A 25,139-nucleotide genomic window follows, 5' to 3' on the forward strand; every position below is an offset into this window, starting at 1 on the left:
GTGTCCGTCACAGGACCGGGGGTCTCAACCGGCAAGGCCTTTCCTGTCCCTGCGTCTGCGTGCCGATCCCGGAATGCCGAGCGCCTCGCGATATTTCGCCACGGTGCGTCTCTGTATGGCGATGCCCGATGCCTGGAGGGTTCGGGTAACGTCCTCGTCGGAGAGGATATTTTCCGGTGTCTCGTTCAGGATGAGCCGTCTTATGCGCGCCTGAATGGCCGCGGCGCCCAGTCGGGTCTCGTTCGTCCCGTCTTCTGCGGATCTGCGGGACTCACCGGGCGATGCGCCCGGATCGTGCGCATCATTTGAATCCCGGTCAGGAACAGCGACTGCCGGGGCATGACCTTGGCCAGGCGCAGAGGAAAAGAACCGGCGGAGCGGCAGGACGCCACGCGGTGTTCCGATGAAACGCGTCGCGGTCAGGCGGCTTACCGTACTCTCGTGCAATCCCGTCCGTTCGGCGACATCCCTCAGCGTCAGGCGGCGCAGTTCCGACTCGCCATCTTGCAGGAAGCGGGCCTGATGTCTGACGATCGCGCCGCCGACCAGAAGAATGCTGCGCGCCCGCTGTTCGACGGCATGCAGTGTCGCTTCGGCTTCTTCCTTCTTCTCCCGTGCATAGCCCCGATCCACGTCGTTGCCCTGCAGGAGACGGGCGTAGAGGGCCCCGTCGATCTCGAGGCGTGGCCAGCTTCGCGGGTCGAGCCTGACGACCAGACGCCCGTCACGGGGAAAGACATGCAGGTCCGGCAAAATCGTCTGGGGTTCCGGGGTGAAGGCCGCTCCGGGCCGGGGGGTGCATCTGCGCAGCTCCGCGAGAAGATCGGCATAGTCTCCGGCGTCGAGCTGACAGGCCTTGCGAAGGCGAAGATGCTCTCCCTTCGCGAGCCAGTCGAGATGGGCAAGCAGACAGGAAACGGCGGGATCGTAGCGGTTCTTCTCGCGAAACTGCGCGGCGAGGCATTCCTCGAGCGTCAGCGCGAAACACCCGACCGGGTCGAACTGCATCATGATCCGGCGGATGGCGTCCAGTCGCTCCCCGCTTGCGCCGCATTCGGCAGCAAGCGCGGCCGGGGGCGAGGAGAGACGCCCGCTTTCATCGAGCGCAGAAAGCAAGGCAAGGGCGATGCGCCTGTCGTCGCTGTCGGAAAAGGCGAGGGCGATCTGCCCGGCCATGACCGCCTCGAGCGAAGGGGCAGACGGAGCGACCCCGGATGCGCGTCCCTCGGCGTCCGGGACCGTGTCCGCGCGTCCGTGAGAGCGCGCATCGGGGCCGGGCAACGCGCCGTCTTCGTATTCCCCGGTCTCCTCGCGGCTTTGTGCGTCGCGCCTTTCGGGCGGGGCAGGGAATGGGGAAGGGAACGGGGCAGGATATGACGAGGGATCGAGCGAAGGTGGCGTGACAATCAGGAGCGGATTCGTCTCCGCCAGGGCGGTGAGCGTCCCGAGAAGTTCCTGATTGGACTGGGCAAGAAGCGAGACGGCCTGCCGGAGGCGGGCCGACATGACAGGACCGGCCCGCTGGCGTGCCTGTAAGCCGAGCCGCGTCAAGAGAGATCAGAGGGAGAAGTTTTCTCCCAGATAGACGCGCCGCACGTCTTCATTGGCCACGATTTCCTCCGGCACGCCCTCCATCAGGACCTGTCCGCTATGCATGATATAGGCGCGGTCGATCACTTCAAGCGTTTCACGAACGTTATGATCCGTGATGAGCACGCCGATTCCGCGATCCTTGAGATGGGAGACGAGATCGCGGATTTCGCTCACGGCTATCGGATCGATGCCCGCGAGAGGTTCGTCCAGCAGGACGTAATTGGGCTGGCTCGCCAGAGCCCGTGCGATTTCGAGCCGGCGCCGCTCGCCGCCCGAAAGGGCGAGGGAGGGAGAGTGGCGCAGATGGGATATTCCGAACTCGGCAAGAAGCCCGTCGAGCATCGTCTGACGCCGCTCGTAATCGGGCTCGACGACTTCGAGCGCGGCGAGAATATTCTGCTCGACATTCAGCCCGCGGAAGATGCTGGCCTCCTGGGGGAGATAACCGATCCCGAGGCGGGCGCGTCTGTACATCGGCAGCTGGGTGATATCGGCCCCATCCAGTGTGATGGTGCCGGTATCGGGCTGCACCAGCCCCACGATCATGTAGAAGCTCGTGGTCTTTCCGGCGCCATTGGGGCCGAGCAGGCCGACCGCCTCACCACGCTGCACCCGCAGGGAGACATCGCGCACAACCTGTCGCTTCTTGTAGCTCTTGCCGATTCCATGCGCGATCAGGCCCGTCGTGACGGCAGGGTCGTCATGGATCTCGTGCAGAACCAGGGTTTCCGCGTCGTTCATCGCTTTACCGCTCCAGGTTTGCTGCTGCCGGCTTCGTTGGGAATCACGAGACCCTCGATCCTCTGGCCCGGCGCCGGATTCATGATCGCGATGCCTGTCTTCATGTTGACGATGGCCGAGGCGCCGTTGTTCTGGTTCTGCCCGCTCGTGACGTGAACATGGCCGATCAGTCGCGCCATCTGCGTATCGAAAACATAGACACCCCGATCGCCCGTCGCGGTCTCGTTCGGCGTGCGGAGCAGGACGTGACCCCAGGCATAGGCGCGATCGAGCTTGGAAGACCGGGCATTTCCGTCATTCGTGTCCGTCTTGCCGGCTCCCGCGGGTGCGGAATCGGGCTTGCTGATGGCGACGAGAACGTCCGCCTTGATGCGCTTGCCGTCATTGGTCGTGACGGTGGCATCGCCCCGGCCGACCGACATATGGGTCTGGGCGTGATATTCCATGACGTCACGCGCGGTCATGACGTCCTGAGGGGTGGTCAGGCGCAGATGTTTGCCCGTCATGACCAGGGTCGACTGGTCGATGTCGTAAAGCGCCTTGTCCCCCCAGGCCTGATCGGTGTCGGTATAGATATGGACATGGCCGATCGCCTCCATGCGGTAGAGCTCCATCGAGCCCCCCATGGAGGAATCCCCGTTCGCCGCGCCGGTCGTATCCGTATCTGTCTTTCCGGACCCGGTCTCGCCCGTGCCGGTCTCGCCCGTGCTGGCGCCGGGAGCGGGGGCCTTCTTGCGCAGAAAGCCGATGAGCTGGTCCGCATCGATCGTCACATTGCCACGAACCGCCCGTGCGCGATCGGCAAAGGTGATGGTCCGTGCGTTCTGGTCGTAGGTCTGGGGACCGGCCGAACTGATATGAACCTGTTCCCCATGCGACATGTCGAGCCCCTGGCCTCTGGCGACGGAGGGGCTGAGACAGAGGGCGGTCGTGCAGAAGGCCAGGGCCGGAACGAAGGAGAGGCGACGCATCAGGGAGCCTTGTGTGCGGGTGAGGGCAGGGCATCCTGCCGGTCGTCATTGCGCACGACGCGCTGCGGCCCTGTGAATTGCAGCAGATTGGCGTGCTGGTCGATAAAATAGCCTTGTGCGTCCAGGATGCCAAACGGTCCCTCGGCATGAACCCAGTCATTCGATGCGATGACGCCGCGATGCAGATCGATATCGGCGGTCAGACCGTTCAGCAGGGTGCCGTCATCGCGATAGAGAACGACGTGCCCCGTCAGGCCGAGGGTCTGCTCATGCTGCATGTACACCCCCTTATCCGCCCGGATCTCGGCCCAGCCGCCACCGGCCATATGGGTATCGGCCACAGGATCGACGAGATCGATCCGGTCGGGGCCATTCTGATGGGCGACGCGTGCCGTGATCATGTAGGGCCGGTTATGGGCGTCGAGACCGCGATAGACCGCCCCTTCGAGATTGCCGCTCTCGACATGCATCCGCGCCATTTCCTGCATGACGGCGCGGTTGGCGCTCAGCCAGCGGGCGATTTCGGGCCATACGGCGATCGACCCGAGAAGCAGGGCCGCCAGAGCTGGAAGCGCCCATTTGGCGGTGTCCAGCATCTTGCGTCGCGAGGCGAGATCGGCGGAACTCGGGATATCGCGCTGACGCGATTCTCCCTGTTCGCGCATGGCTTCGCGCAGGGCTGCGAGTTTTTCCGCATCCCGGGCGAAATCCTCGCGTCTGGGACGCTGCGGTTTTCCGTCATGTGCCGTATCGGGACGCGCCGCATCGGCGGGCGTGGAGTCCGGCCGCGCGGATTCGGGGGGCGACTCTCCGGAAGCGGTACTCATGCGATTCCCGTGCGGAGAAGGTCGTGAAGATGGATGATTCCTGCGGGACGACCTTCGTCATCGAGCACGAACAGGCTGTTGATGGCCTTGCGCCGCGCCGTCATGAGGTGGATGACCTCCTGCGCGAGCATGTCGCCGCGCGTGGTGATCGGCGCATGATTCATGATCTCGCGGGCACATGTGGTGGTGAGGTCGCGATCGAGTGCGGGGCGAAGATCGCCATCGCTGATCAGCCCGATCAGAATGCCTCCCTCGTCGAGAATGCCAATACAGCCGAAAGCCTTCCGCGTCATTTCGATGATCACGCTGGAAAGCGTCATGTCCGGCGTGCCGAGCGGCAGCGAGTCGCCGGTATGCATCAGCTTTGCGACCGGACGGAGCAACGCGCCGAGTTTACCCCCGGGATGGAAGGCACCGAAATCATTGGCGGTGAAGCCGCGTCGCTCGAGAAGGGCGATGGCGAGGGCATCGCCAAGGGCGAGCTGCATGATCGTGCTGGTGGTCGGCGCGAGGCCCATCGGACAGGCTTCGGGTGCGCGCGGCAGCGGAAGCACGATCGTGCTGGCTTTTGCGAGGGTGGAGCCGGTCGAGGCTGTCATCCCGATGACGGGGAGCGCATGACGGGCCGCATGTTCGAGCAGGGCCGCGAGTTCGCTCGTCTCGCCCGATTGCGAGATCAGGAGAATCACGTCGTTCGTGTCGATCATCCCGAGATCGCCATGGGCGGCCTCTGCGGGATGGACGAAAAAGGCGGGAGTCCCGGTTGAGGCCAGTGTCGCCTGGATCTTCCTGCCGATATGCCCCGATTTGCCTATGCCGCTCACGACGACATGGCCGCGCCCGCATGCGATACATGCGACGGCTTCGGCGAATGCGGCGCCGAGTGCCTCGGAAGGGGCCAGTGCGCCCTGCAGGGCGCTCAGTCCCGCAATTTCGGCCGCAAGTGTCGATTGGGCGCTCGTGAGCGTCGGGAGCGAGGCCAGATCTGCAGGACTGCCTGGTTCGAAACCGGAGAGGGGAAACTCGGTCATGTGTTTTCTTCCCCCTTTGCCGGCCTCAGGTCAATTGCACAGGCGCAGCACCGGGGTGTTTCTCTGTGTGCGCGTGTCAGGCGCGATGCGAGAAGATGTCGGGATCCTCGTAACCGAGGATGTCGAGACGCCCGCGCGCCGGGAGAAAATCGAAACAGGCCTGCGCCAGATCCCGACGGTTTTCCCGGACGAGAAGGGCTTCGAGCTTCTCCCACAGGGCATGGAGATGCAGCACGTCGGAAGCCGCATAGGCGAGCTGCTCGGGGGTCAGGGTCTCTGCGCCCCAGTCGGAGGTCTGCTGCTGCTTGGCAAGATCGACGCCCAGAAGCTCGCGGCAGAGATGGGCAAGGCCATGGCGGTCCGTGAACGTCCGGACGAGGCGGGCAGCGATCTTGGTGCAGATGACCGGCGCCACGGTGATATCGAGGGCATGCTGGAGCAATGCCACGTCGAACCGGGCGAAATGCATCAGCTTCGTGACAGAGTCGTCCTGAAGAAGCGCCTTGAGATTGGGGCAGTCGTCATAACGTCCGCCCAGCGATCTGGGGCGGATCTGGACGAGATGCGCCTCTCCGTCTCCGGCCGAGAGCTGGACCAGACACAGACGATCGCGATGGGGGTTGAGGCCCATGGCTTCGGTATCGACCGCGACGACCGGGCCGATATCGAAACCGTCGGGAAGATCGCCATCATGGAGATGGATTGCGGCGCTCGGAGAAGCCATGTCTGGGAAACCCTGGGGCTAGAAAAAACGGAAGCCGACGATTTCTCGCCGGCTTTTCCGTTTTTCGTATGGTGCCCAGAAGAAGACTCGAACTTCCACGTCCTTGCGGACACAGGTACCTGAAACCTGCGCGTCTACCAATTCCGCCATCTGGGCTCAGAGGCTGTCCGGGAAACCTTTTTTCGAGGCATCCCGTTCGGTGAGGTGGCGTTTACCCATGTGGCGGGGTGTCGTCAACACCCGGAGGGGGTCGAAGAAGGAATTTTTTTCATGAGCGCAGAGCGGGTCACGGTTTTCGGCGGAAGCGGGTTCATCGGGCGGCATATCGTAAGCAGGCTCGCCGCCCTGGGCTATGAGGTCCGTGTCGCAACGCGGTCTCCGGGCCCGATGCCGGATCTCGAACCGGGAGACGCGAAACGACCGGCCGGGACAGAAAAGACCGGGAAAGGAGGCTCCGTCCTGCCGGTCTATGCCTCCGTTACCGATCCCGCATCGGTTCGGGCTGCGCTCCGCGACTGCGATATGGCGGTCAATCTGGTGTCGATCCTGACCGAGCCTGAAGAAGGGGCTTTCGAAGCGGTCAATGCCAGAGCCCCCGGCGATGTCGCCCGGATCGCACGGGAGAGCGGTGTCCGGAAACTGGTGCATGTGTCCGCGATCGGCGCCTCTGCGGACGCGCCATCCGGTTACGGACGCAGCAAGGCGCAAGGCGAGCAGAACGTGCGCGCGCATTTCCCCGATGCCCGTATCCTGCGCCCGAGCGTTGTGTTCGGCCCCGGCGACAGTTTCCTGACCATGTTCGGGCTGATGGCGAAGGTCCTGCCGGTTCTGCCTGTCTACTCCGCCGATACGCGTCTTCAGCCGGTCTATGTCGAGGATGTCGCCGGGGCCGCGATCGCCTGTCTCCTGCAGGAGGATCTCCCGGAAGAGACGGTTTTCGAGCTTGGGGGTCCGGATCGTCTTACCATGGAAGAGATCATGGCGTTCACGGCCCGTGGCGTCGGGCGCACGCCGCGTCTCATCCGTGTTCCGGACCGGCTCGCCCAGCTCCAGGCAGGGCTGTTCGAGCGCCTCCCGGGCAAATTGCTGACGCGCGACCAGCTCGCCATGCTCTCTCGGGACAACGTGGTCTCACCGGATGCGGCAGGGCTCGATACGCTCGGAATCCGGGCGCAGAGTCTGCAGGATCGTGCACCGGATTATCTGTCCAAACTCAGCCTGTTGAGAGCGTTTCGCAAATGAATGGTCCGATGCGGACCTTTTGTCTGGCGGATATCGGAACTTTCCCGTGAAAAAGAGATCTGCGAGCCCGTAAAGGTCAGTGATACTGACTTATACAGTTTGCGGCCTTGCCTTACCTGATCGTCATCATTTCCGGGCAGCGTCTGAAGCGCGTGCTCGCCCATGGGGAGTAATGTGACGTGGCCGAACGGATGCTGCAATTTGTCTCCTTGCCGCAGGAGATGCCCGAGAAACGTCCTGCGGCCGAACGCCGGGAGGATTTCGGCGAGATCTACCGTGCCTTTGCCGTAGATCATGCCGAGCGTCAGGCAAGCCGCTGCTCTCAATGCGGCGTCCCTTTCTGCTCCATACATTGCCCGCTCGGAAACAATATTCCCGACTGGTTGAAGCTCACGGCGGAAGACCGTCTCGAAGAGGCCTACAGGCTCTCGGCGGCGACCAACACCTTTCCGGAGATATGCGGCAGGATCTGTCCGCAGGACCGTCTCTGCGAGGGCAATTGCGTGATCGAGAAGGGCTTCGAAAGCGTCACCATCGGTGCGGTGGAGAAGTTCATCACGGAGACGGCTTTCGAGAAGGACTGGGTCAAGCCCCGCATGCCGTCGCGTGAGCGCGCGCAGAGTGTCGGGATCGTGGGAGCCGGCCCGGCGGGTCTGGCTGCGGCCGAATGGCTGCGTGCGCTCGGCTATCAGGTGCATGTCTACGATCGGCACGACCGGATCGGGGGGCTGATGGTCTATGGCATTCCGAGCTTCAAGCTCGAAAAGGATGTTCTGGCCCGCCGTCATGCGCTGCTTGCCGCGCAGGGTATCGTTTTCCATCTTTCCACTCCGATCGGTTCGGCTGCGGGAGAAACCTCCTTCGAGAGCCTGCGCGAGACGCATGATGCGGTTTTCGTCGGAACGGGCGTGTATCGCTCGCGTGAGGTCTCCGTCCCCGGCAGCGGTCTGGGGGGCGTCGTTCAGGCCCTCGCATTCCTGACGGCGTCCAATCGTCGCGGGTATCACGAGACGCCGGGCGAGGACGCCATTCTGCATGCGGGCGACAAGCATGTCGTGGTCATCGGCGGCGGCGATACGGCGATGGATTGCGTGAGAACGTCCATCCGTCAGGGCGCGAGGAAGGTGACCTGTCTCTACCGGCGCGACCGGGCCAACATGCCCGGTTCGATCCAGGAGGTGAAGAACGCCGAGGAAGAAGGCGTGGAATTCGCCTGGCTCGCCGCCCCTGAGGCGTTTCTGGGCGACGGGACGGTCAATGCCGTTCGGGCGCACCGGATGCGCCTGAGCCTCCCCGATGCGTCGGGGCGCCAGTCTGTCGAGGCCGTGCCGGACAGCAGCTTCACCATCGAGGCCGATCTCGTGATCAAGGCGCTCGGATTCGATCCCGAGGATCTTCCCGGGACATGGGATGCGCCGGAGCTTGCCGTTACGCGCTGGGGTACGCTGAAGGTCAGTCCGGGCCGTTTCGAGACCAGCATTCCCGGTGTTTTTGCCGGGGGCGACATCGTGCGCGGCGCGTCCCTCGTCGTCTGGGCCATTCGCGATGGACGCGAGGCCGCGGCCGAGATGCATCAGTTCCTCTCCGCGAAGGAGAGCAAGTCAGCAGAACCGGCCACCCAGATGGCTGTGGCGGAGTAAGGGTCATGACCGAGAACAGCTTCATCGCGTCCTATCAGGACAATGTCCGCGCCCTCGAAGGCCTGTACGACCCCGCCATGGAGCGCGATGCCTGCGGTGTCGGTCTCGTCGCCGCGCTGGACGGAAAGCGGCGCCGTGACGTGGTGCTCGCCGGAATCGCCGCGCTCAAGGCGTTGTGGCATCGCGGTGCCGTCGATGCGGATGGCAAGACGGGCGATGGCGCGGGCATCCACGTGGAAATACCCCAGGATTTCTTCGCCGAGGCGATTCACAGCGCCGGAGACGATCATATCGAGGGGCGTATCGCGGTGGGGATGATCTTCCTGCCGAAAACCGATCTGGCCGCGCAGGAAGCCGGACGGGCGATCATCGAGAGCGAGATTCTCGATTTCGGTTACGGGATCTATGGATGGCGGCAGGTGCCGATCGATACAGCCTGTATCGGCGAGAAGGCCAATGCCACCCGTCCCGAGATCGAACAGATCATGGTACGCAACCGCCTCAACCGTTCCGAGGAGGCATTCGAACGCGATCTCTATGTCATTCGCCGTCGCATCGAAAAGGCTGCGGCGGCAGCGCAGGTCGATCTGTATGTCTGCTCCCTGTCCTGCCGTTCGCTCATCTACAAGGGGATGTTCCTCGCCGAGAATCTGACGGATTTCTATCCCGATCTTCTGGATGAGCGCTTCGTTTCGCGCTTTGCCATCTATCATCAGCGCTATTCCACGAACACCTTCCCCACCTGGAAGCTGGCGCAGCCATTCCGTCGCCTGGCCCATAACGGAGAGATCAACACGCTCTCGGGCAATGTGAACTGGATGCGCAGCCACGAGACGCGGCTCGCCGACGCCAATCTCGATCCCTATATGGACGACCTCAAACCGGTGGTTCAGGCTGCGGGGTCGGATACGGCGATGTTCGACAACGTGTTCGAGCTTCTCACCCATGCAGGACGCGATGCCCCCATGGCCAAGACCCTGATGGTTCCGGCCAGTGCAGGCGGCAATACCGCCATGACCGAGTCGCAGCGCGCCCTGTTCTCCTACTGCAATGCGGTGATGGAGCCCTGGGACGGCCCGGCCGCCATCTGTGCGACGGATGGACGCTGGGTCGTGGCCGGTCTCGACCGCGCCGGTCTGCGTCCCCTGCGCTACACGATCACGCAGGACGACCTTCTGATCGTCGGATCCGAAGCCGGAATGGTCAGGGTGCAGGACGCCAATACCCGGATGAAGGGGCGTCTCGGGCCGGGCGAAACCCTGGGGCTCGATCTGCAGGAAGCGAAGCTCTATGCGCCGCAGGAGCTTCTCGACCTTCTCGCCGGGCGTCAGGATTTCGTTTCCTGGACCAGGCGCATCCGGAACATCAGCGCGATCGTCCGCGATGACGTTGCCGAGCCGATCCTGTTCGAGACCGAGCAGCTCCGTCGGCGCCAGCTCGCCATGAGTCTCACCCATGAGGAGATGGAGACCATTCTCCATCCCATGGTCGAGACCGCGGCCGAGGCGATCGGCTCGATGGGCGACGATACGCCGCTCCAGGTTCTTTCGAGCACCTATCGCGGTCTGGCCCATTATTTCCGGCAGGGTTTCAGCCAGGTCACGAATCCGCCGATCGACTCCCTGCGCGAGATGAACGTGATGAGTCTCGTCACGCGCCTCGGCAATCTGGGCAATGTGCTCGATCAGACGCCGGATCAGTGCGATCTGCTGCAACTGCCGAGCCCGGTTCTGACCACGGGCGAGTTCGACGCCCTGCGGCGGTTCTGCGGCAAGGACGGGGCGACGGTGGATTGTACGTTCCGCGCTGCCGATGGCGAGGCGGGGCTGCGCGATGCGATCGCGCGTATCCGGCGCGAGGCGGAGGATCACGTACGGGGTGGCTGCACCCATCTCTTCCTCTCCGACGAGGCGCAAAACGACGCGCATGTCGCCATCCCGATGATTCTCGCGACCGCTGCGGTCCACATCCATCTCGTCCGCCAGTCGCTGCGGACCTTCACTTCGCTCAACGTGCGTTCGGCCGATGTCATGGACGTGCACGGCATGGCGGTGACGGTCGGGGTGGGCGCAACGACGGTCAACCCCTATCTGGCCCAGGAATGCATTGCCGATCGTCTTCGTCGCGGTCTGTTCGGCGATCTCTCCCTGCGTGAGGCGGTACAGCGTTATCGAAAGGCCCTCGACAAGGGGCTGCTCAAGATCATGTCGAAATCGGGGATCTCGATCGTTTCCGCCTATCGCGGTGGTTACAATTTCGAGGCGATCGGGCTGTCGCGCGCGCTGGTTGCCGAGTTCTTCCCGGGCATGCCCTCGCGGATCTCGGGGATCGGCCTTCCGGGTCTGGCCCGCAACGTGCTCAAGGCGCATGAAGTCGCCTATGCAGGTGGCGTCGATGCGCTTCCGATCGGCGGGCTCTACAAGCTGCGCCGCAAGGGAGAGGTCCATGCCTTCAGCGGGCAACTGATCCACATGCTCCAGACGGCCGTCTCGACCGACAGTTTCTCGCTGTTCAAGCGTTATGCGGATGCGGTGCGCCGCCAGCCGCCCACCGCTCTGCGCGATCTGCTCGATTTCCGGCGGGTGAGGGAGTCCATCCCCGTCGAGGATGTCGAGAGCATCACCGCAATCCGCCGTCGTCTCGTGGCGCCGGGGATTTCCCTCGGCGCCCTCAGCCCCGAGGCGCACGAGACCCTTGCGATCGCCATGAACCGGATCGGCGCGAAATCCGATTCCGGCGAGGGCGGAGAGGATTCAGCGCGGTTCACCCCGCGCGAGAACGGCGATAATGCGAGCTCGAAGATCAAGCAGGTGGCGTCGGGGCGTTTCGGCGTCACGGCCGAATATCTGAACAATTGCAGCGAGATCGAGATCAAGGTCGCCCAGGGGGCGAAGCCCGGCGAGGGCGGCCAGCTTCCCGGATTCAAGGTCACGGAGCTGATCGGCAAGCTGCGCCATGCCACACCGGGCGTGACGCTGATCTCGCCGCCGCCGCATCACGATATCTATTCGATCGAGGATCTGGCGCAGCTCATCTACGATCTGAAGCAGATCAATCCGGATGCGACCGTGACCGTAAAGCTGGTGGCACGGACGGGAATCGGAACCATCGCCGCCGGTGTCGCCAAGGCGAAGGCCGATGCGATCATGATCTCCGGTCATAGCGGCGGAACGGGAGCGAGCCCGCAATCCTCCATCAAATATGCCGGGCTTCCGTGGGAGATGGGTCTGACCGAAGCCAATCAGGTCCTGACCCTCAACCGGCTGCGTCATCGCGTGACCCTGCGAACCGATGGCGGCCTCAAGACCGGTCGCGACGTGGTCATGGCGGCCATGCTGGGGGCCGAGGAATTCGGGATCGGCACGGCCGCGCTCGTGGCCATGGGGTGCATCATGGTGCGGCAGTGCCACTCCAATACCTGCCCGGTCGGTGTCTGCGTGCAGGACGAGGCCCTGCGTGCCAAGTTCGAGGGATCGCCCGAGAAGGTGATCAACCTGTTCTCCTTCATCGCGGAGGATGTGCGCAACATTCTCGCCGATCTCGGTTTCCGCTCGATGGAAGAGATCATCGGCCGTACCGATCTGCTCCGTCAGGTCTCGCGCGGCGCGGATTATCTCGACGATCTCGATCTCAACTCCCTTCTCGTCCAGGCCGATCCCGGGCCGGATGCGCGGTTCTGCACGCGCGACGGCAGAAACGAGGTGCCCGAGACGCTCGACGCCCAGGTCATCGCCGATGCGAGCCCGCTTTTCGATCATCGCGAGAAGCTCCATCTGCATTACACGGTGCAGAACACCCATCGCGCGATCGGGACACGCGTCTCCTCGCTGATCACCCGCCGCTTCGGGATGAAGACCCTTCCCGAGGGGCATCTCACTCTGCGTCTGCGCGGGTCGGCGGGGCAGTCGCTCGGCGCTTTCGCCGTGCAGGGGCTCAAGCTCGATGTGGTTGGCGATGCCAATGATTATGTCGGCAAGGGATTGTCGGGCGGCACGATCGTCGTCCGTCCGTCGCCGACGGCGCCATGGCGCTCCGAAGAAAACGCGATCATCGGAAACACCGTGCTTTACGGCGCGACGGCGGGGGCGCTCTTCGCTGCGGGTCAGGCGGGTGAACGCTTCGCCGTCCGGAACTCCGGCGCGACCGCTGTCGTCGAGGGCTGCGGGTCCAACGGGTGCGAGTACATGACCGGCGGTACCGTCGTCATCCTCGGCCAGATCGGCGATAATTTCGGTGCCGGTTTCACGGGCGGGATGGCCTTCGTGCTTGACAAGGATGAGCGTTTCGAAAGCCGGGTTAATCCGGACACCGTTCTCTGGAGCCGGATCGAGGCCGGAAGCCGGTGGGAGACGGAACTGCGCGATCTGGTGCAGCGTCACGCGGACGAGACCGGGAGCGCCTATGCAAGCGGGCTTCTCCATCGCTGGGATCGCGTTCTCCCGCGTTTCTGGCAGGTCGTCCCGCGGGACTATGCGCGGATCATCGGGTTTGCCGTACCCCGGACGGCCGAGGCGCTTTCGGCCTGATCTCACGCCGCTCCGCTCCCCCTTCCCGGATGCCGGGAAGGGGGGGCGAACGGTTATATGAGGTTTTCTTTTCGGTATTATTCATCCGGCGCTTTTGCCCCTAGGCTCTTCCGGGGGAGGCAGGATCTCCCTCCTTCCTGAGAGAGTATCCATGATTCGTATTGCCATGATCGGCATCGGCCAGATCGCCAGACAGCAGCATCTGCCGACCATAGCGGCCCACAAGGCGTTCACGCTCGTGGCCGGGGTGTCCCCGGTCCCGGTGGTGCTCGAGGTTCCGGTCTTCCCGACCGTTGCGGCCTTGCGCGAGAGCGGTATCGGGGTCGATGCCGTCGCGATCTGCACACCGCCGGACATACGTTACGCTCTCGCCTGCGAAGCGCTGGATGCGGGCTGGCATGTCCTGCTCGAAAAGCCCCCCGCCACGACGCGGAGCCAGGGGGTGGCCCTTCTCGAGCGAGCGGAGGCGCATGATATCACCCTGTTTTCGGCCTGGCATTCCGTTCATGCGCCAGCAGTCGCATGGCTGAAGGACCACCTGCCCGGATTATCGGTGCGCGATATCGCCATCGTCTGGAAGGAAAACGCGGAAAAATGGCATCCGGGCGCGGAGTGGCTCTGGGCGCCGGGTGCGCCCGGCGTGTTCGATGCCGGGATCAATGCGCTGTCGATCCTGTGCGCCCTGACCCCCGAGGGCGTCGTTTTCCGCAAGGCGGAGCTGGGTTTCTGCCCCGGACGGGGAGCCCCCGCCCGGGCGCGTCTCGCACTCGAGACGAGCGATCGCGCGCTCGGGATCATCGGAGAGTTCGACTGGCTCCACCCTGCCGAAAGCGAAATCTGGGAGATCGTCTGGTCGCTTCACGACGGAACGACGCTGGCGCTTTCGGAGGGCGGAGGGCATCTGTTGCGCAACGGCAAACCCGTACCCATCGGGGATCGACCCGAATATGCCGGAGTGTACGATCGTTTTGCGGCGCTCGTCGCACAGCGCCTCTCCGATCTCGATCTTCGCGCGCTCGATCTCGTTACCGAGGCCCTGGCCTATGGGCGGCGCTACGCAATCGATTGAAAGCCGGGCGGATATCGGCGTTGCGCCCGATCCCGTTTTCGAGATGCGTTGCCGGAAAACAAGGACAGTCGCCGGATCAGGGGCCGTAACGCTGTGGCGTCGCTCCGGCCTCGATATGCGGCAAGGCGCCGTGACGTGCGATGAATGCCTGCTGCTCGAGACGCTCGCAATAATCGAGATAGCGGATCATCGCCCGCTCGGCGCGCGGCGTCGCTCCATGCACCCGCTTGTAGTGACGCCACAGGATCAGGGCGTTGACCGACCAGGCATCGTAGACATGCTCGGCGAGTCTGCGTCTGATCGATGCTGGCAGCGCGTCGAAAGCCGCCCAGGGATCGCCTGCATAGCGCCTCCAGATCGCATTGCGGCACGTTCCATCATTGACGGAACGATCGCCGGAGATGAGGGCGCGGCTTGCCCCGGCTGGGGATCGCCCCTGCGCGGTGGCTTCGGTCGGGCATGCGGAAAGCGGAGACATTATTGTATGTTATAACATAACTTACGCTGCGTCCATCGCTCGTCTATCGCATGTCCGCACAAAGCGTTAACCTCGCCGAAGCGGTGAGAAGAGAGGTGCGCGATGAGCGAGAGGGAACAGACAGCGTCATTCGATCGGGTCGGGAGCGGGTTCGAACCTTTCGATACCGCGGATGCAGCGCTCGATCGTATCGAGGCCCTGTACGAGTCGGGGGCAAGACATCTCCGCGAGGCTTTTGCCGAACGGCGACCCGCCGAGGCTTTCTATCCCTATCTGGCGTTTTCGCTCAGGCCGGGCGATATCCCCGATGACGTCAAGCCGCGTTTCGGGGTCGTTCTCGAGCCGGGGTTCTACGGCACGACCCTGACGCGCCCGGAGCTTTTTCGCAGCTACTGGCAGGCCCAGATCGAAAACCTTCTGCAATGCTACCGTCAGCCCGTTCATGTGGGGCTGTCCCGTCGTCCCATGCCCCTGCCATACGTGATGGAGGAGGCCGTCACCGGACTGACGGAGAGCGATCTCAAGCTGCTTCGCAACAATTATGCGCTTCCGGACCTGCATGCGACCGACGACACGATCGCGAATTGCGAGATCATTCCCGATCAGGGGGCTCCACGCGCGCTTGCCCTGTTTACGGCAGAACGAACCGATTATTCGCTCGCCCGCCTGCATCATTATACCGGAACGGCGCCGCGCCATTTCCAGCGCTTCATCCTGCTGACGAATTATCAGCGTTATGTCGACGGCTTCCGCGACTTTGCCCGAAGCTGCATCGACGGGGAGGCATCCGATCCCGAGCATCGTGCATACGATGCCTTCATCGAGCCGGGAGACGCCGTGTACACCCGCGACGGCCAGCACGGTCAGCCGCTCGAGACCCTGCCCCAGATGCCGGCCTATCACCTGCGTCGTCCCGATGGCGATGGCATCACGCTGATCAATATCGGCGTCGGCCCGTCCAATGCGAAGACCATCACCGATCATCTGGCGGTGCTGCGTCCGCATTGCTGGCTGATGGTGGGTCACTGCGCCGGGCTGCGGCGCACGCAGCTTCTGGGCGATTACGTGCTGGCGCACGGCTATGTGCGCGACGATCACGTGCTCGATGACGATCTGCCGACCTGGGTTCCCGTCCCGCCGATCGCCGAGGTTCAGGTCGCGCTCCAGGAAGCCATGCAGGCGGTGACCGGTCTCGAGGAGCGGGACATAAAGACCCGGTTGCGCACCGGCACCGTTCTTACGACGGATAACCGGAACTGGGAGCTGCGCCTGCGTTCCCTTTTCACCCAGATCAACATGAGCCGCTCGATCGCGGTGGACATGGAATCGGCCACCATCGCAGCCAATGGGTTCCGTTTCCGCGTGCCGTACGGAACCTTGCTCTGCGTATCCGACAAGCCGCTCCATGGCGAACTGAAGCTCAGAGGCATGGCAAACGCCTTCTACAGGGAGCGTGTCAGCCAGCATCTCATGGTAGGGATCGAGACGATGAGGCTGCTCAGACTGCGCGGGGTGGACAGTCTGCATTCGCGCAAGCTGCGCGGCTTCGACGAGCCGGCTTTTCGATAGGCGCATGAAAAGCCATCCCGGGGGGCGAGGAAGCCGGATGATACCCAAGAGACCTCCGGTCGAGCCCTTTCGGGACGCAGCCGCGCTTCCAGGAACCGCTCCCCCGACCCATACCGGAAACCCATGACAGGAAGGACGCCCGCATTCATGGCACAGAACGATTTGGCCGCATTGCCGCGCTGGGATCTCTCCGATCTCTATGACGGGCTCGAGGATCCGGCGATCGAACGCGATCTCGCGCAATGCGAGGAAGAGGCCCGCGCCTTTTCAGGACGATGGAAGGGCCGTCTGACTGCCGCCTCCGCGCAGGATCTGGACGCTTCCATCGCCGGTTACGAGCGCATCGACCAGCGCATGGGGCGACTTGCGGCATTCGCGCAGCTCAGCTTTGCCGCCCGGACGAGCGACGCCGCAACCGGGCGCTTTTCCCAGGGTATGACCGAACGTCTGACGGAGATCTCCTCCCATCTCCTCTTTTTCACGCTCGAGCTGAACCGTATCGGCGACGAGGATCTCGCTGCCCGCGTGCAGGATCCGGCCTTGTCCCGCTGGGCACCCTTCCTGCGCGATTTGCGGGTCTGGCGCCCCTATCAGCTCTCCGACGAGGTCGAGCAGGTTCTGGTCGAGAAATCCGTGACGGGGCGCGCCTCGTGGAATCGCCTTTTCGACGAGACGATGGCCTCCCTCACCGTGACGCTCGAAGGGGAGGAGCGCCCTCTGGGCGATGCGCTCGACCAGCTCTCCAGCCCGGATCGGGAGAAGCGTCGTCTCGCGGCGGGTGAGGTCAGCCGTGTTCTCGGGGCCAATCAGCGCCTGCTCGTTCTGATCACCAATACCCTCGCCAAGGACAAGGCCATCGAGGACGGAATGCGGGGTTTCTCCCGCCCCTGTTCGAGCCGCAACCGGGCGAATATGGTGGAAGATGAGGTCGTCGATGCGCTGGTTGCTGCCGTCGATGCCGATTACGCGCGTCTCGCGCATCGCTATTACACGCTCAAGGCCGGATGGCTCGGGCTGGAGACGCTCGAGCACTGGGATCGCAATGCCCCCCTGCCGGGAGACGATGACAGATCGATCCCGTGGGACGAGGCGAAATCCGTGGTTCGCGATGCCTATACGCGCTTCGACCCGCGTCTCGGCGCTCTGGTCGGTGCGTTCATGGATCGCGACTGGATCGATGTCCCTCCCGTGCCGGGCAAGTCTTCCGGGGCCTTCGCCCATCCTGTGACGCCCGACGTTCATCCCTATATTCTGCTGAACTATCACGGTCGCACGCGCGACGTGATGACGCTCGCCCATGAGCTCGGTCACGGTGCGCATCAGATACTGGCTGCAAAGCAGGGCTATCTTCAGTCCTCGACACCACTCACCCTTGCCGAGACCGCATCGGTCTTCGGAGAGATGCTGACCTTTCGCGCGCTTCTGGACTCAGAGACCGATCCCGCCCGCCGTCGCACCATGCTCGCCGGCAAGGTCGAGGATATGCTGAATACCGTGGTGCGCCAGGTGGCCTTCTATCAGTTCGAGACGAAGGTTCATGACGAAAGGCGCCACGGAGAACTCTCTCCGGAGCGACTGGGAGAAATCTGGCGGGACGTGCAGACACGCAGCCTCGGACCAGCATTTTCCTTCACGCCCGATTACGATATCTACTGGTCGTATGTGCCGCATTTCATCCATGCGCCTTTCTACGTTTACGCCTACGCATTCGGGGATTGTCTGGTGAACGCGCTCTATGGCGTCTATGAAAGCGGAACAGCGGGCTTCCAGGATCGTTATATCGCCATGCTCGAAGCCGGAGGAACGAAGCGCCATGCGGAGCTTCTCGAACCCTTCGGGCTGGATGCCACCGATCCGGGGTTCTGGCGCAAGGGGCTGGATGTCATTTCGGGTTTCATTGACGAGCTCGAAGCTCAGGATAAACAGGACAAGACGGCTTAAGCGATGACGACCCCGAAAGATCTCGATCAGACCGGCCTTTTCGGCGAATTCAAACGGATGGCCCGCGCTTCCGGAACGGTGGGCGGCATCGCCACGCGGGTGATCGGCAATCGTCTGGGTTTCAAGTCCAATCAGGCCATTCATGCCAACGATCTGCGTGCCGCTCTGGGCGGGCTGAAAGGGCCCCTCATGAAGGGGGCGCAGATTCTCTCGACCATTCCGGGCGCGCTTCCGGAGGAATATGCGACCCAGCTTGCGGAGCTTCAGGCCAACGCCCCGCCCATGGCATGGAGTTTCGTGCGGCGTCGTATGACGGCCGAGCTCGGCCCGAACTGGGAGCGGCGTTTCCGGTCTTTCTCGCATCAGGCTGTGGCCGCTGCCAGTCTCGGCCAGGTGCACCGCGCGACCACCGCGACGGGCGAGGATGTGGCGTGCAAACTGCAATATCCCGACATGAACGCGGCGGTGGAATCCGATCTCCGCCAGTTCCGTGTCGTGGTCGGGCTGGTCCAGCAATTCCTCCCTGCGATCAAGCAGGACGAGGTGGTGCGCGAGCTCGAGGAGCGCCTGAGAGAGGAGCTCGATTACGAGCGCGAGGCGTCGCATATGCGGCTTTATCGCGCGATGCTCGGCCATATTCCCGAAGTCACGATTCCTCTGCCGGTCGAGGCGCTTTCGACCCGCCGGCTCCTGACCATGGAATGGGTGACAGGAAGGGGGATCCAGAAGATCCTGGACGCCAATCCCTCGCAGGAAGAGCGCAATGCCATTGCGACCGCGCTCTTCAAGGCGTGGTACACGCCGGTCTATCGTTACGGGATCATCCATGGCGATCCGCATATGGGCAATTTCACGATCCGGCCCGACTGGGGGCTGAACCTGCTCGATTTCGGGGCCATCCGCATTTTCCCCGCCCATTTCATCAAGGGCATTATCGATCTCTTCAACGCCCTGCGCGACAATGACGAGGACATGGCCTTCGCGGCCTATGAGGCATGGGGGTTCAAGGGACTCTCGCGCGATACCGCGGCCGTTCTCAACGAATGGGCGCGCTTCATCTACGGCCCTCTCATGGACGACCGGGAGCGTTTCATACAGGAAAGCGACGACCCCAATTTCGGCCGCGACATTGCCGAGCGGGTCTATGAGGGACTCAAGCGCACGGGTGGCGTCAGACCGTCGCGGGAATTCGTTCTCGTCGATCGGTCCGCGATCGGGCTCGGCAGCGTGTTCCTGCGTCTCAGGGCGAAGCTCAACTGGCACCGCCTCTTTCAGGATCTCATCAGGGATTTCGACGAGACCGCTCTGGCAGAACGCCAGAAAGCCGCGCTCGCCGAGGCGCGCGTTCCGCCACCGCTCCAGGGACTTTAGGCGCCAGCGCCCGGGTTCTTTTCCATCGATGTTATGGATGAAGAGCCCGGTTCCATCGTGTCGAGAGGGCTGGTCCGCCCGAACGGACCCCACGGTGCAGCCGGAGCGAAACGAAGCAGGAATACTCAGCTGAGGGAACCCTCCGGCATCCAGCCGCAGGGCTTCGTCAAGGGCGCTAGTCTACCGGATTTGTAACGATATCCGGCAGATCTTTCTGACCAGAGATTCGTTCATGATGACCTGCTCCGAGTATATCTCGGTTCAGACAATGAAATTACCTCTCTTCAACCACATCCTGTCACATCGTACTGTGTCGAGAGCAGCTCCGCTGCCTACAGATTCGGTCTGAACGGTTCGATGCTATCGGCATGTGCAGTTCGGAATACTGGATCTCCGGACAATCCCCCATATGCGACGACTGATAAGCCTCATCTCGCAGGAGGATATCATATTGTCACCTTCCGATATGACGACAATCACCTATTGTCCATCTATCAGGGGGAAAATGGCTGGGGTCTATAGTAGAAATAATTTAGAATTATTATCAATAAAATATTTGAATATCTCTATTTTCCTGACCGTTGCGGCAGAAATAAGGAATAACTGTATTTTTACTTCTATTCTAGGAAAATAGACATTCTCCTGATGTGTGTCTTTGCCAATTTCTTCTTCTGGTAGGATTCGCATGTCAGATTTTTTTTCGGTTTTGCCCTCCGCCAATCGTTCGGTCGAGGAAGTGCTTGCCATTGGCGAGAAGGGAGGCGGTTTCGCGACCGAGCCGGTTTCCGGATCAGCGATCGTGCAGGAAACTGGGGCGTCGCACGAGATCGTCGCACCGGGGAGTGCGGCCGATCAGCTTGTGGCCCTCCAGATCAGAGATCTCGCAAATGAAGCGGTCACGCCAAGCCCCGGCGTCTCTCGTCATGACCCTTTGGCGTCTTCAACTCCGGAAACGATAGGCCAGTCATTCGATCGGGCAGGCAACGCTGCGGCGAGCGTTCTCGCGGTAGAGGCCAAGGGGATCGGAGCAACACAGGATGCAGGAACCGGACTTCCTCAATTGCAATTCCTTAGCGATGAAACAGTGCTCAGGACTGCGCCAGCACCGTTCATACTGGATTTGAGAGGGCGTCTGGGCGAGATGATTTCTTCGGTTCAGGGACGCGCCGTCAGCATATCCGATGATGCATGGATCGGGACTCAGCAGGGCTCCATCGAGCGAGGTGAGAAAACTGAGTTGCAGGTGCGGCAGGAGCTTGCACGATGGTCTGCACAGCGCGGGATTTACGATCAGACTTTCCGGGATGTGTACGGATTCGATCCGGTGGGCGGAGATCGCGATTATGCGGCTGTCAGGATTGGAGATGGCTGGTCGATACGGGATTATCGCTGGAACGAAGCGCACTCCGAACGGGGGCTGTCGAATCTGCAGACCCTTGTGCCGCGGATCATGGGACGATCCTTCCAGTCTGGAGATAACCCATGGCGCGACAGAACAGCAGATGCGATCGGGTCCGCCAACCTCACTTTCTCACGTGCGCGCCACGATCTGGCTTTCTATCCCCAAACCTACGATCGAGTGAAAAACGCCCTCTACCCGTCCGTTCTCAATCGTATTGGTGATGAGGGCGGAGTGAAGACGGCCCAGAACGATCTTGCAAACGGTATCGATTGGGAAACGCTCCGGCGCAGGCTGGCGTCCTCTACCGAGGCCTATAATCGGATCAAAAACGACCTTTATCCTTCCGTTCTCAATCGTGCAGGCGACGAAGGCGGAGTGAAGTCAGCTCAAGGCGATCTTGCGCGTGGTGAGAGCTGGGAGGGAGTCCGCCGACGGATGGCATTTTCTACCGAGGCCTATAACCGGATCAGGAACGAACTCTATCCCGCCATTCTCGATCGAACGGGCGATGAAGGTGGCGTGAAAACAGCGCAGAACGATCTTGCGAGAGGTGTTGATTGGGGAAAACTCCGGCGCCGCATCGCCTTTTCCGATGAGGCCTATAACCGGATCAGGAACGGACTCTATCCTGCGACACTCGATCGCCTGGGAGATGAAGGAGGTGTCCGCAACGCACAGAATGCCCTGGCTAACGGAAAGAGCTTTTCAGAGATCCGGCGAGACAAGGCCTTCTCCGAAGAAGCGCGCAACACTATCTTGCGGCTTGGCGGAGCAGCGCTCGGGCGACCATTGTCCCAGGCTGAGCTTTTGACTTATCAGAATGAACTTGCGGACGGCAGAACGCTCGAGGATTTGCACAAGTGTGGCTTCAGGCCCATCGTCTCGATTGTTTTCTCGAATCCCAGCGTAGATGGCCCAAATCTCAAGATGAATACTCAGGGGATTTTGAATGGGCAACCGGAGTTTTATGATCGGTACACCACCTTGGATGGTGGCGTTTCGTCCGACTGGGGCGTGGTGCAGTGGAGTGGACAAACCCCTCTGACGCCTGATGCTGGTAAGGCATCGCAGGTCTGGGATAAGAATTATGGTACGTCGATAGGACATTGGAGCCAGGGATCGGCGACATCCGAGCTAGGCAGAACAGAATTCAACGTCTTTCGAGACCCGGCTGACGGTCACTATGTCTATCAGATGGCTGCCCAGGGCGGCGAATTGCTGGACGTTCAGATAGCGACCCTCGGAACGCAAGACCTCAATCTTTCCTTCGATCATCAGGTAACGGCGTCTCTTGTTCAGGGTGTGTCCGGTTATCGCGGAAACACAGGAACGTATCAGGCAGGAGTTAATTTCACGATAAACTATAAGACAAAAAATTTGAGTTTCGGTTTGTTTCTACAATTCGAGTCAATAGATTATACCGGCGATCCAGATGGCTATTTCTATCTTCCTCAAACTCTGGGTGGAAGTATATTCAACGTGTTTGGGCCAACGGCCGATTACATCAATCCGCTCAGGAGCGAGAATGACGGTGTCATGTACAAGACGACCATAGATGTTAATACGGGCCTCATGCGAGCCATAAACGCGCTGAGAGGAATGTATCGAGACCTCCCAGCGGAGATAACCGATCTCCGGAACTGGTATCTCGATGGATGCTATATCGGAGTGGAAACAATAGGGTCAGGACAAATTTCTGATGTGACCGGATATTACAATGTGAAGGATCCGGTCGTTTCCTACGATCGTCATACGAATGTCTCGTTCTCTGAGTCATGTTACGAAAAGAAAGTCGTGACCATGACGAAAGCCTGAGAGGCGGCATGCCCGTAGCGACGAGGGATGACGGGATATCGCCCGTCATCGCGAGAGAACGAGGCAGTGATTTTCCTCCCCGCAGACGGAAGGATGAAAGACAGACTGTCGAGGGATGCTCCGGGCCCGCAGCCCTGGTTCGCGGCGAAGCGATAGGACTACGGCGCCGGAGTGCCGATTGCGTGGGAAGGGTGGTTGTTGCTGATCGGCCTTCTCGTATTTGCGATGCTGCCGGTCATCGTCTCGGTCCTGTTCCACCCCGCGCGTCCCGACCTCGTCTTCGCAGGGTGTTTCGCTTGCGGGATCGGTGGCATCCTCTGCATGGTCCCGCTGGTCAGGAATCGGACCAGGGAAGGATGGCGCTGGCGCTGGGGAAATCCGCTCTGAGAGATGTGTCGCCCCGGCGGGATTTGCGATCCTGCAGCGCGGGCGATACCGGCAGGATCATACGTGCAGGCCGGGCGCTTCCTGCCCGGTTGCTGCGACATAGTCGTGATAGCCGCCCTCGTAGCGATGCAGCCCCTCCGGAGTGACTTCCAGAACGCGATTGGACAAGGCGCCGAGAAAATGCCGGTCATGGGAGACGAACAGCATGGTGCCCTCGTAATTCGACAGGGCGCGGATGAGCATTTCCTTCGTATCGATGTCCAGATGGTTGGTCGGCTCGTCGAGCACCAGGAAATTGGGCGGATCGAAGAGCATGAGCGCCATCACCAGACGCGCTTTCTCGCCGCCTGACAGGACGCTGACCTGTTTTTCGACATCGTCGCCGGAGAAGCCGAACCCCCCGGCAAGCGCCCGGAGCGATCCCTGCGCCGCCAGAGGAAACGCGCTTTCAAGCGTTTCGAACACTGTCTTGCCGCCTTCGAGCAGATCCATGGCGTGCTGGGCGAAGTATCCCGTCTTGACGCTCGCTCCGATGGTGACGCTACCCGAATCCGGCTCGCTCGCCCCGGCGACGAGTTTGAGCAGGGTCGATTTTCCGGCGCCGTTCACGCCCAGGATGCAGCAGCGTTCCTGTCGTCTGATGAGCAGATCGAGATTGTCGTAGATGACGCGCGTGCCATAGGCCTTCCTCACCTGTCTGAGCACGGCGACCGAATCTCCCGAACGCGGCGCGGGGGCGAAATCGAAGGAAAGCGTCTGTCGGCGGCGCGGCGGCTCGACGCGATCGATCTTGTCGAGTTTCTTGACCCGGCTCTGCACCTGCGCCGCATGCGAGGCGCGCGCCTTGAACCGCTCGATGAAGGCGATTTCCTTTGCCAGCATCGCCTGCTGGCGGTCGAACTGTGCCTGTTGCTGCTTTTCGTTGAGCGCTCTCTGCTGTTCGTAGAACTCGTAATCCCCGCTATATCCCGTCAGCGTCCCACCATCGATTTCGAGAATCCTGTTCACGACGCGATTCATGAAGGCGCGGTCATGCGACGTCATGAGAAGCGCTCCCTCATAGGATTTCAGAAACTGCTCGAGCCAGATCAGACTCTCGAGGTCGAGATGGTTGCTCGGCTCGTCGAGCAGCATGACATCGGGTTGCATGAGCAGGATGCGGGCGAGGGCGACGCGCATCTTCCACCCGCCCGACAGCAACCCGACATCGCCCGCCATCATCTCCTGCGAAAAGCCCAGACCGTGAAGAACCTCCCGGGCGCGGCTGTCCAGAGCATAGCCGCCCAGCTCCTCGAAGCGGGCCTGGATATCGCCGAACCGCTCGAGAATCTCCTCCATCTGATCCAGCTTGTCCGGATCGCAGAGCGCTGCCTCCAGGGTCGCCAGCTCGTTCGCGATCCGTGCGACCTCGCCCGCGCCGTCCATGACCTCCGCCACGACCGAGCGCCCGGCCATTTCGCCCACATCCTGGCTGAAGAACCCGATGGTGATGCCCCGATCGTGGAAAACCTGGCCCTCATCCGGCTCTTCCTGCTTCGTGACGAGGCGGAACAGGGTCGTCTTGCCGGCGCCGTTGGGGCCGACGAGACCGGTTTTCTCGCCTTTCTGGAGCGCGGCGCTGGCCTCTATGAAGATGACGCGCTGACCGTTCTGCTTGCTGATCGAATCGAGACGGATCATGGAACCTCTGTAAGACGGGGAAGGGGCGGTGATACGGTTTCGTGTCCCTTCGTGCAATTCCGCCCCCGTCGGAGCGGCTACCCATGGAGTGCGCCTGACCCCGGAGGAAGGGCACCGGGGGGAGAAAGCCGT

General features: G+C 62.1%; 17 protein-coding genes and 1 tRNA gene. 9 read left to right on the forward strand and 9 right to left on the reverse strand.

From position 1 onward, the window contains the following. Positions 1 to 24: 24 nt before the first annotated feature. From SSA02_RS02985 to SSA02_RS03015, 7 genes are all read right to left on the reverse strand, one after another. Positions 25 to 1,551, reverse strand: a complete 1,527-nt coding sequence (locus SSA02_RS02985; RefSeq protein ID WP_264884143.1) for an RNA polymerase factor sigma-54 — start codon at positions 1,549 to 1,551, stop codon at positions 25 to 27. Between the two features lie 6 nt (positions 1,552 to 1,557). After that, a complete protein-coding gene (lptB, locus tag SSA02_RS02990; RefSeq protein ID WP_147092399.1) occupies positions 1,558 to 2,334 on the reverse strand; it encodes an LPS export ABC transporter ATP-binding protein in 777 nt (258 codons plus the stop codon). Then, complete coding sequence (locus SSA02_RS02995; protein ID WP_147092400.1) at positions 2,331 to 3,305, reverse strand: LptA/OstA family protein; 975 nt, start codon at positions 3,303 to 3,305, stop codon at positions 2,331 to 2,333. Before SSA02_RS02995 ends, lptB begins: the two co-directional genes overlap by 4 nt. Continuing rightward, positions 3,305 to 4,132 carry an LPS export ABC transporter periplasmic protein LptC gene (lptC, locus tag SSA02_RS03000; protein WP_147092401.1) on the reverse strand — a complete coding sequence of 276 codons (828 nt, stop codon included), beginning with the start codon at positions 4,130 to 4,132 and terminating at the stop codon, positions 3,305 to 3,307. The genes SSA02_RS02995 and lptC overlap by 1 nt, the downstream gene beginning before the upstream one ends. Next, positions 4,129 to 5,163, reverse strand: coding sequence for a KpsF/GutQ family sugar-phosphate isomerase (locus SSA02_RS03005; RefSeq protein WP_147092402.1), 1,035 nt, complete (start codon positions 5,161 to 5,163; stop codon positions 4,129 to 4,131). The genes lptC and SSA02_RS03005 overlap by 4 nt, the downstream gene beginning before the upstream one ends. A 76-nt stretch (positions 5,164 to 5,239) precedes the next feature. Beyond that, a complete protein-coding gene (locus SSA02_RS03010; protein ID WP_147092403.1) occupies positions 5,240 to 5,887 on the reverse strand; it encodes a ribonuclease D in 648 nt (215 codons plus the stop codon). A 69-nt stretch (positions 5,888 to 5,956) separates the two neighbouring features. Then, a tRNA-Leu gene (locus tag SSA02_RS03015) sits at positions 5,957 to 6,043 on the reverse strand. Positions 6,044 to 6,157: 114 nt separating this feature from the next. Between SSA02_RS03015 and SSA02_RS03020 the strand changes: the two genes are divergently transcribed. The 4 genes from SSA02_RS03020 (at position 6,158) to SSA02_RS03035 (ending at position 14,364) form a co-directional block, all read left to right on the forward strand. Beyond that, positions 6,158 to 7,129 carry a complex I NDUFA9 subunit family protein gene (locus SSA02_RS03020; protein WP_147092404.1) on the forward strand — a complete coding sequence of 324 codons (972 nt, stop codon included), beginning with the start codon at positions 6,158 to 6,160 and terminating at the stop codon, positions 7,127 to 7,129. Positions 7,130 to 7,308: 179 nt separating this feature from the next. Then, positions 7,309 to 8,769 carry an NAD(P)-dependent oxidoreductase gene (locus SSA02_RS03025; RefSeq protein WP_147092405.1) on the forward strand — a complete coding sequence of 487 codons (1,461 nt, stop codon included), beginning with the start codon at positions 7,309 to 7,311 and terminating at the stop codon, positions 8,767 to 8,769. Positions 8,770 to 8,774: 5 nt separating this feature from the next. Continuing rightward, positions 8,775 to 13,295, forward strand: a complete 4,521-nt coding sequence (gene gltB, locus SSA02_RS03030) for a glutamate synthase large subunit (protein ID WP_147092406.1) — start codon at positions 8,775 to 8,777, stop codon at positions 13,293 to 13,295. Between the two features lie 151 nt (positions 13,296 to 13,446). Beyond that, entirely contained in the window at positions 13,447 to 14,364 is a 918-nt protein-coding gene (locus tag SSA02_RS03035) for a Gfo/Idh/MocA family protein (RefSeq protein ID WP_147092407.1), read from the forward strand. Between the two features lie 76 nt (positions 14,365 to 14,440). Here SSA02_RS03035 and SSA02_RS03040 read toward each other — a convergent pair whose 3' ends face one another. Then, complete coding sequence (locus tag SSA02_RS03040; protein ID WP_222591050.1) at positions 14,441 to 14,842, reverse strand: DUF6525 family protein; 402 nt, start codon at positions 14,840 to 14,842, stop codon at positions 14,441 to 14,443. A gap of 102 nt (positions 14,843 to 14,944) precedes the next feature. On the opposite strand from SSA02_RS03040, the gene SSA02_RS03045 reads away from it, so the two are divergent. The 5 genes from SSA02_RS03045 to SSA02_RS03065 all read left to right on the forward strand — a co-directional run bounded on the left by SSA02_RS03045 (position 14,945) and on the right by SSA02_RS03065 (position 23,327). Beyond that, a complete protein-coding gene (locus SSA02_RS03045) occupies positions 14,945 to 16,411 on the forward strand; it encodes an AMP nucleosidase (protein WP_147092408.1) in 1,467 nt (488 codons plus the stop codon). A 147-nt stretch (positions 16,412 to 16,558) separates the two neighbouring features. Beyond that, complete coding sequence (locus tag SSA02_RS03050; protein ID WP_246103574.1) at positions 16,559 to 18,352, forward strand: M3 family oligoendopeptidase; 1,794 nt, start codon at positions 16,559 to 16,561, stop codon at positions 18,350 to 18,352. Between the two features lie 3 nt (positions 18,353 to 18,355). Then, positions 18,356 to 19,723: an ABC1 kinase family protein gene (locus SSA02_RS03055; RefSeq protein WP_147092410.1), complete on the forward strand. Its 1,368-nt coding sequence runs from the start codon at positions 18,356 to 18,358 to the stop codon at positions 19,721 to 19,723. 685 nt (positions 19,724 to 20,408) lie between these two features. Continuing rightward, on the forward strand, positions 20,409 to 22,940 hold the full coding sequence (locus SSA02_RS03060; RefSeq protein ID WP_147092411.1) for a hypothetical protein: 2,532 nt from the start codon (positions 20,409 to 20,411) through the stop codon (positions 22,938 to 22,940). Positions 22,941 to 23,111: 171 nt separating this feature from the next. Beyond that, a complete protein-coding gene (locus SSA02_RS03065) occupies positions 23,112 to 23,327 on the forward strand; it encodes a hypothetical protein (protein ID WP_147092412.1) in 216 nt (71 codons plus the stop codon). Between the two features lie 57 nt (positions 23,328 to 23,384). Here the strand turns inward: SSA02_RS03065 and SSA02_RS03070 are convergent, their stop codons facing one another. Beyond that, the gene (locus SSA02_RS03070) at positions 23,385 to 25,007 is read right to left on the reverse strand and encodes an ABC-F family ATP-binding cassette domain-containing protein (RefSeq protein ID WP_147092413.1); all 1,623 of its coding nucleotides are present in this window, start codon (positions 25,005 to 25,007) and stop codon (positions 23,385 to 23,387) included. Positions 25,008 to 25,139 lie beyond the last annotated feature (132 nt).

It is taken from the genome of Swaminathania salitolerans (assembly GCF_007988945.1).
Taxonomy (GTDB): domain Bacteria; phylum Pseudomonadota; class Alphaproteobacteria; order Acetobacterales; family Acetobacteraceae; genus Swaminathania; species Swaminathania salitolerans.

What these genes read in the sequence shown, in the direction of transcription:
- lptB (WP_147092399.1), bottom strand. Translation starts at nt 2,334, where the DNA reads ATGAACGACGCGGAAACCCTGGTTCTGCACGAGATCCATGACGACCCT.
- SSA02_RS02995 (WP_147092400.1), bottom strand. Translation starts at nt 3,305, where the DNA reads ATGCGTCGCCTCTCCTTCGTTCCGGCCCTGGCCTTCTGCACGACCGCC.
- lptC (WP_147092401.1), bottom strand. Translation starts at nt 4,132, where the DNA reads ATGAGTACCGCTTCCGGAGAGTCGCCCCCCGAATCCGCGCGGCCGGAC.
- SSA02_RS03005 (WP_147092402.1), bottom strand. Translation starts at nt 5,163, where the DNA reads ATGACCGAGTTTCCCCTCTCCGGTTTCGAACCAGGCAGTCCTGCAGAT.
- SSA02_RS03010 (WP_147092403.1), bottom strand. Translation starts at nt 5,887, where the DNA reads ATGGCTTCTCCGAGCGCCGCAATCCATCTCCATGATGGCGATCTTCCC.
- SSA02_RS03020 (WP_147092404.1), top strand. Translation starts at nt 6,158, where the DNA reads ATGAGCGCAGAGCGGGTCACGGTTTTCGGCGGAAGCGGGTTCATCGGG.
- gltB (WP_147092406.1), top strand. Translation starts at nt 8,775, where the DNA reads ATGACCGAGAACAGCTTCATCGCGTCCTATCAGGACAATGTCCGCGCC.
- SSA02_RS03035 (WP_147092407.1), top strand. Translation starts at nt 13,447, where the DNA reads ATGATTCGTATTGCCATGATCGGCATCGGCCAGATCGCCAGACAGCAG.
- SSA02_RS03040 (WP_222591050.1), bottom strand. Translation starts at nt 14,842, where the DNA reads ATGTCTCCGCTTTCCGCATGCCCGACCGAAGCCACCGCGCAGGGGCGA.
- SSA02_RS03045 (WP_147092408.1), top strand. Translation starts at nt 14,945, where the DNA reads ATGAGCGAGAGGGAACAGACAGCGTCATTCGATCGGGTCGGGAGCGGG.
- SSA02_RS03050 (WP_246103574.1), top strand. Translation starts at nt 16,559, where the DNA reads ATGGCACAGAACGATTTGGCCGCATTGCCGCGCTGGGATCTCTCCGAT.
- SSA02_RS03055 (WP_147092410.1), top strand. Translation starts at nt 18,356, where the DNA reads ATGACGACCCCGAAAGATCTCGATCAGACCGGCCTTTTCGGCGAATTC.
- SSA02_RS03060 (WP_147092411.1), top strand. Translation starts at nt 20,409, where the DNA reads ATGTCAGATTTTTTTTCGGTTTTGCCCTCCGCCAATCGTTCGGTCGAG.
- SSA02_RS03070 (WP_147092413.1), bottom strand. Translation starts at nt 25,007, where the DNA reads ATGATCCGTCTCGATTCGATCAGCAAGCAGAACGGTCAGCGCGTCATC.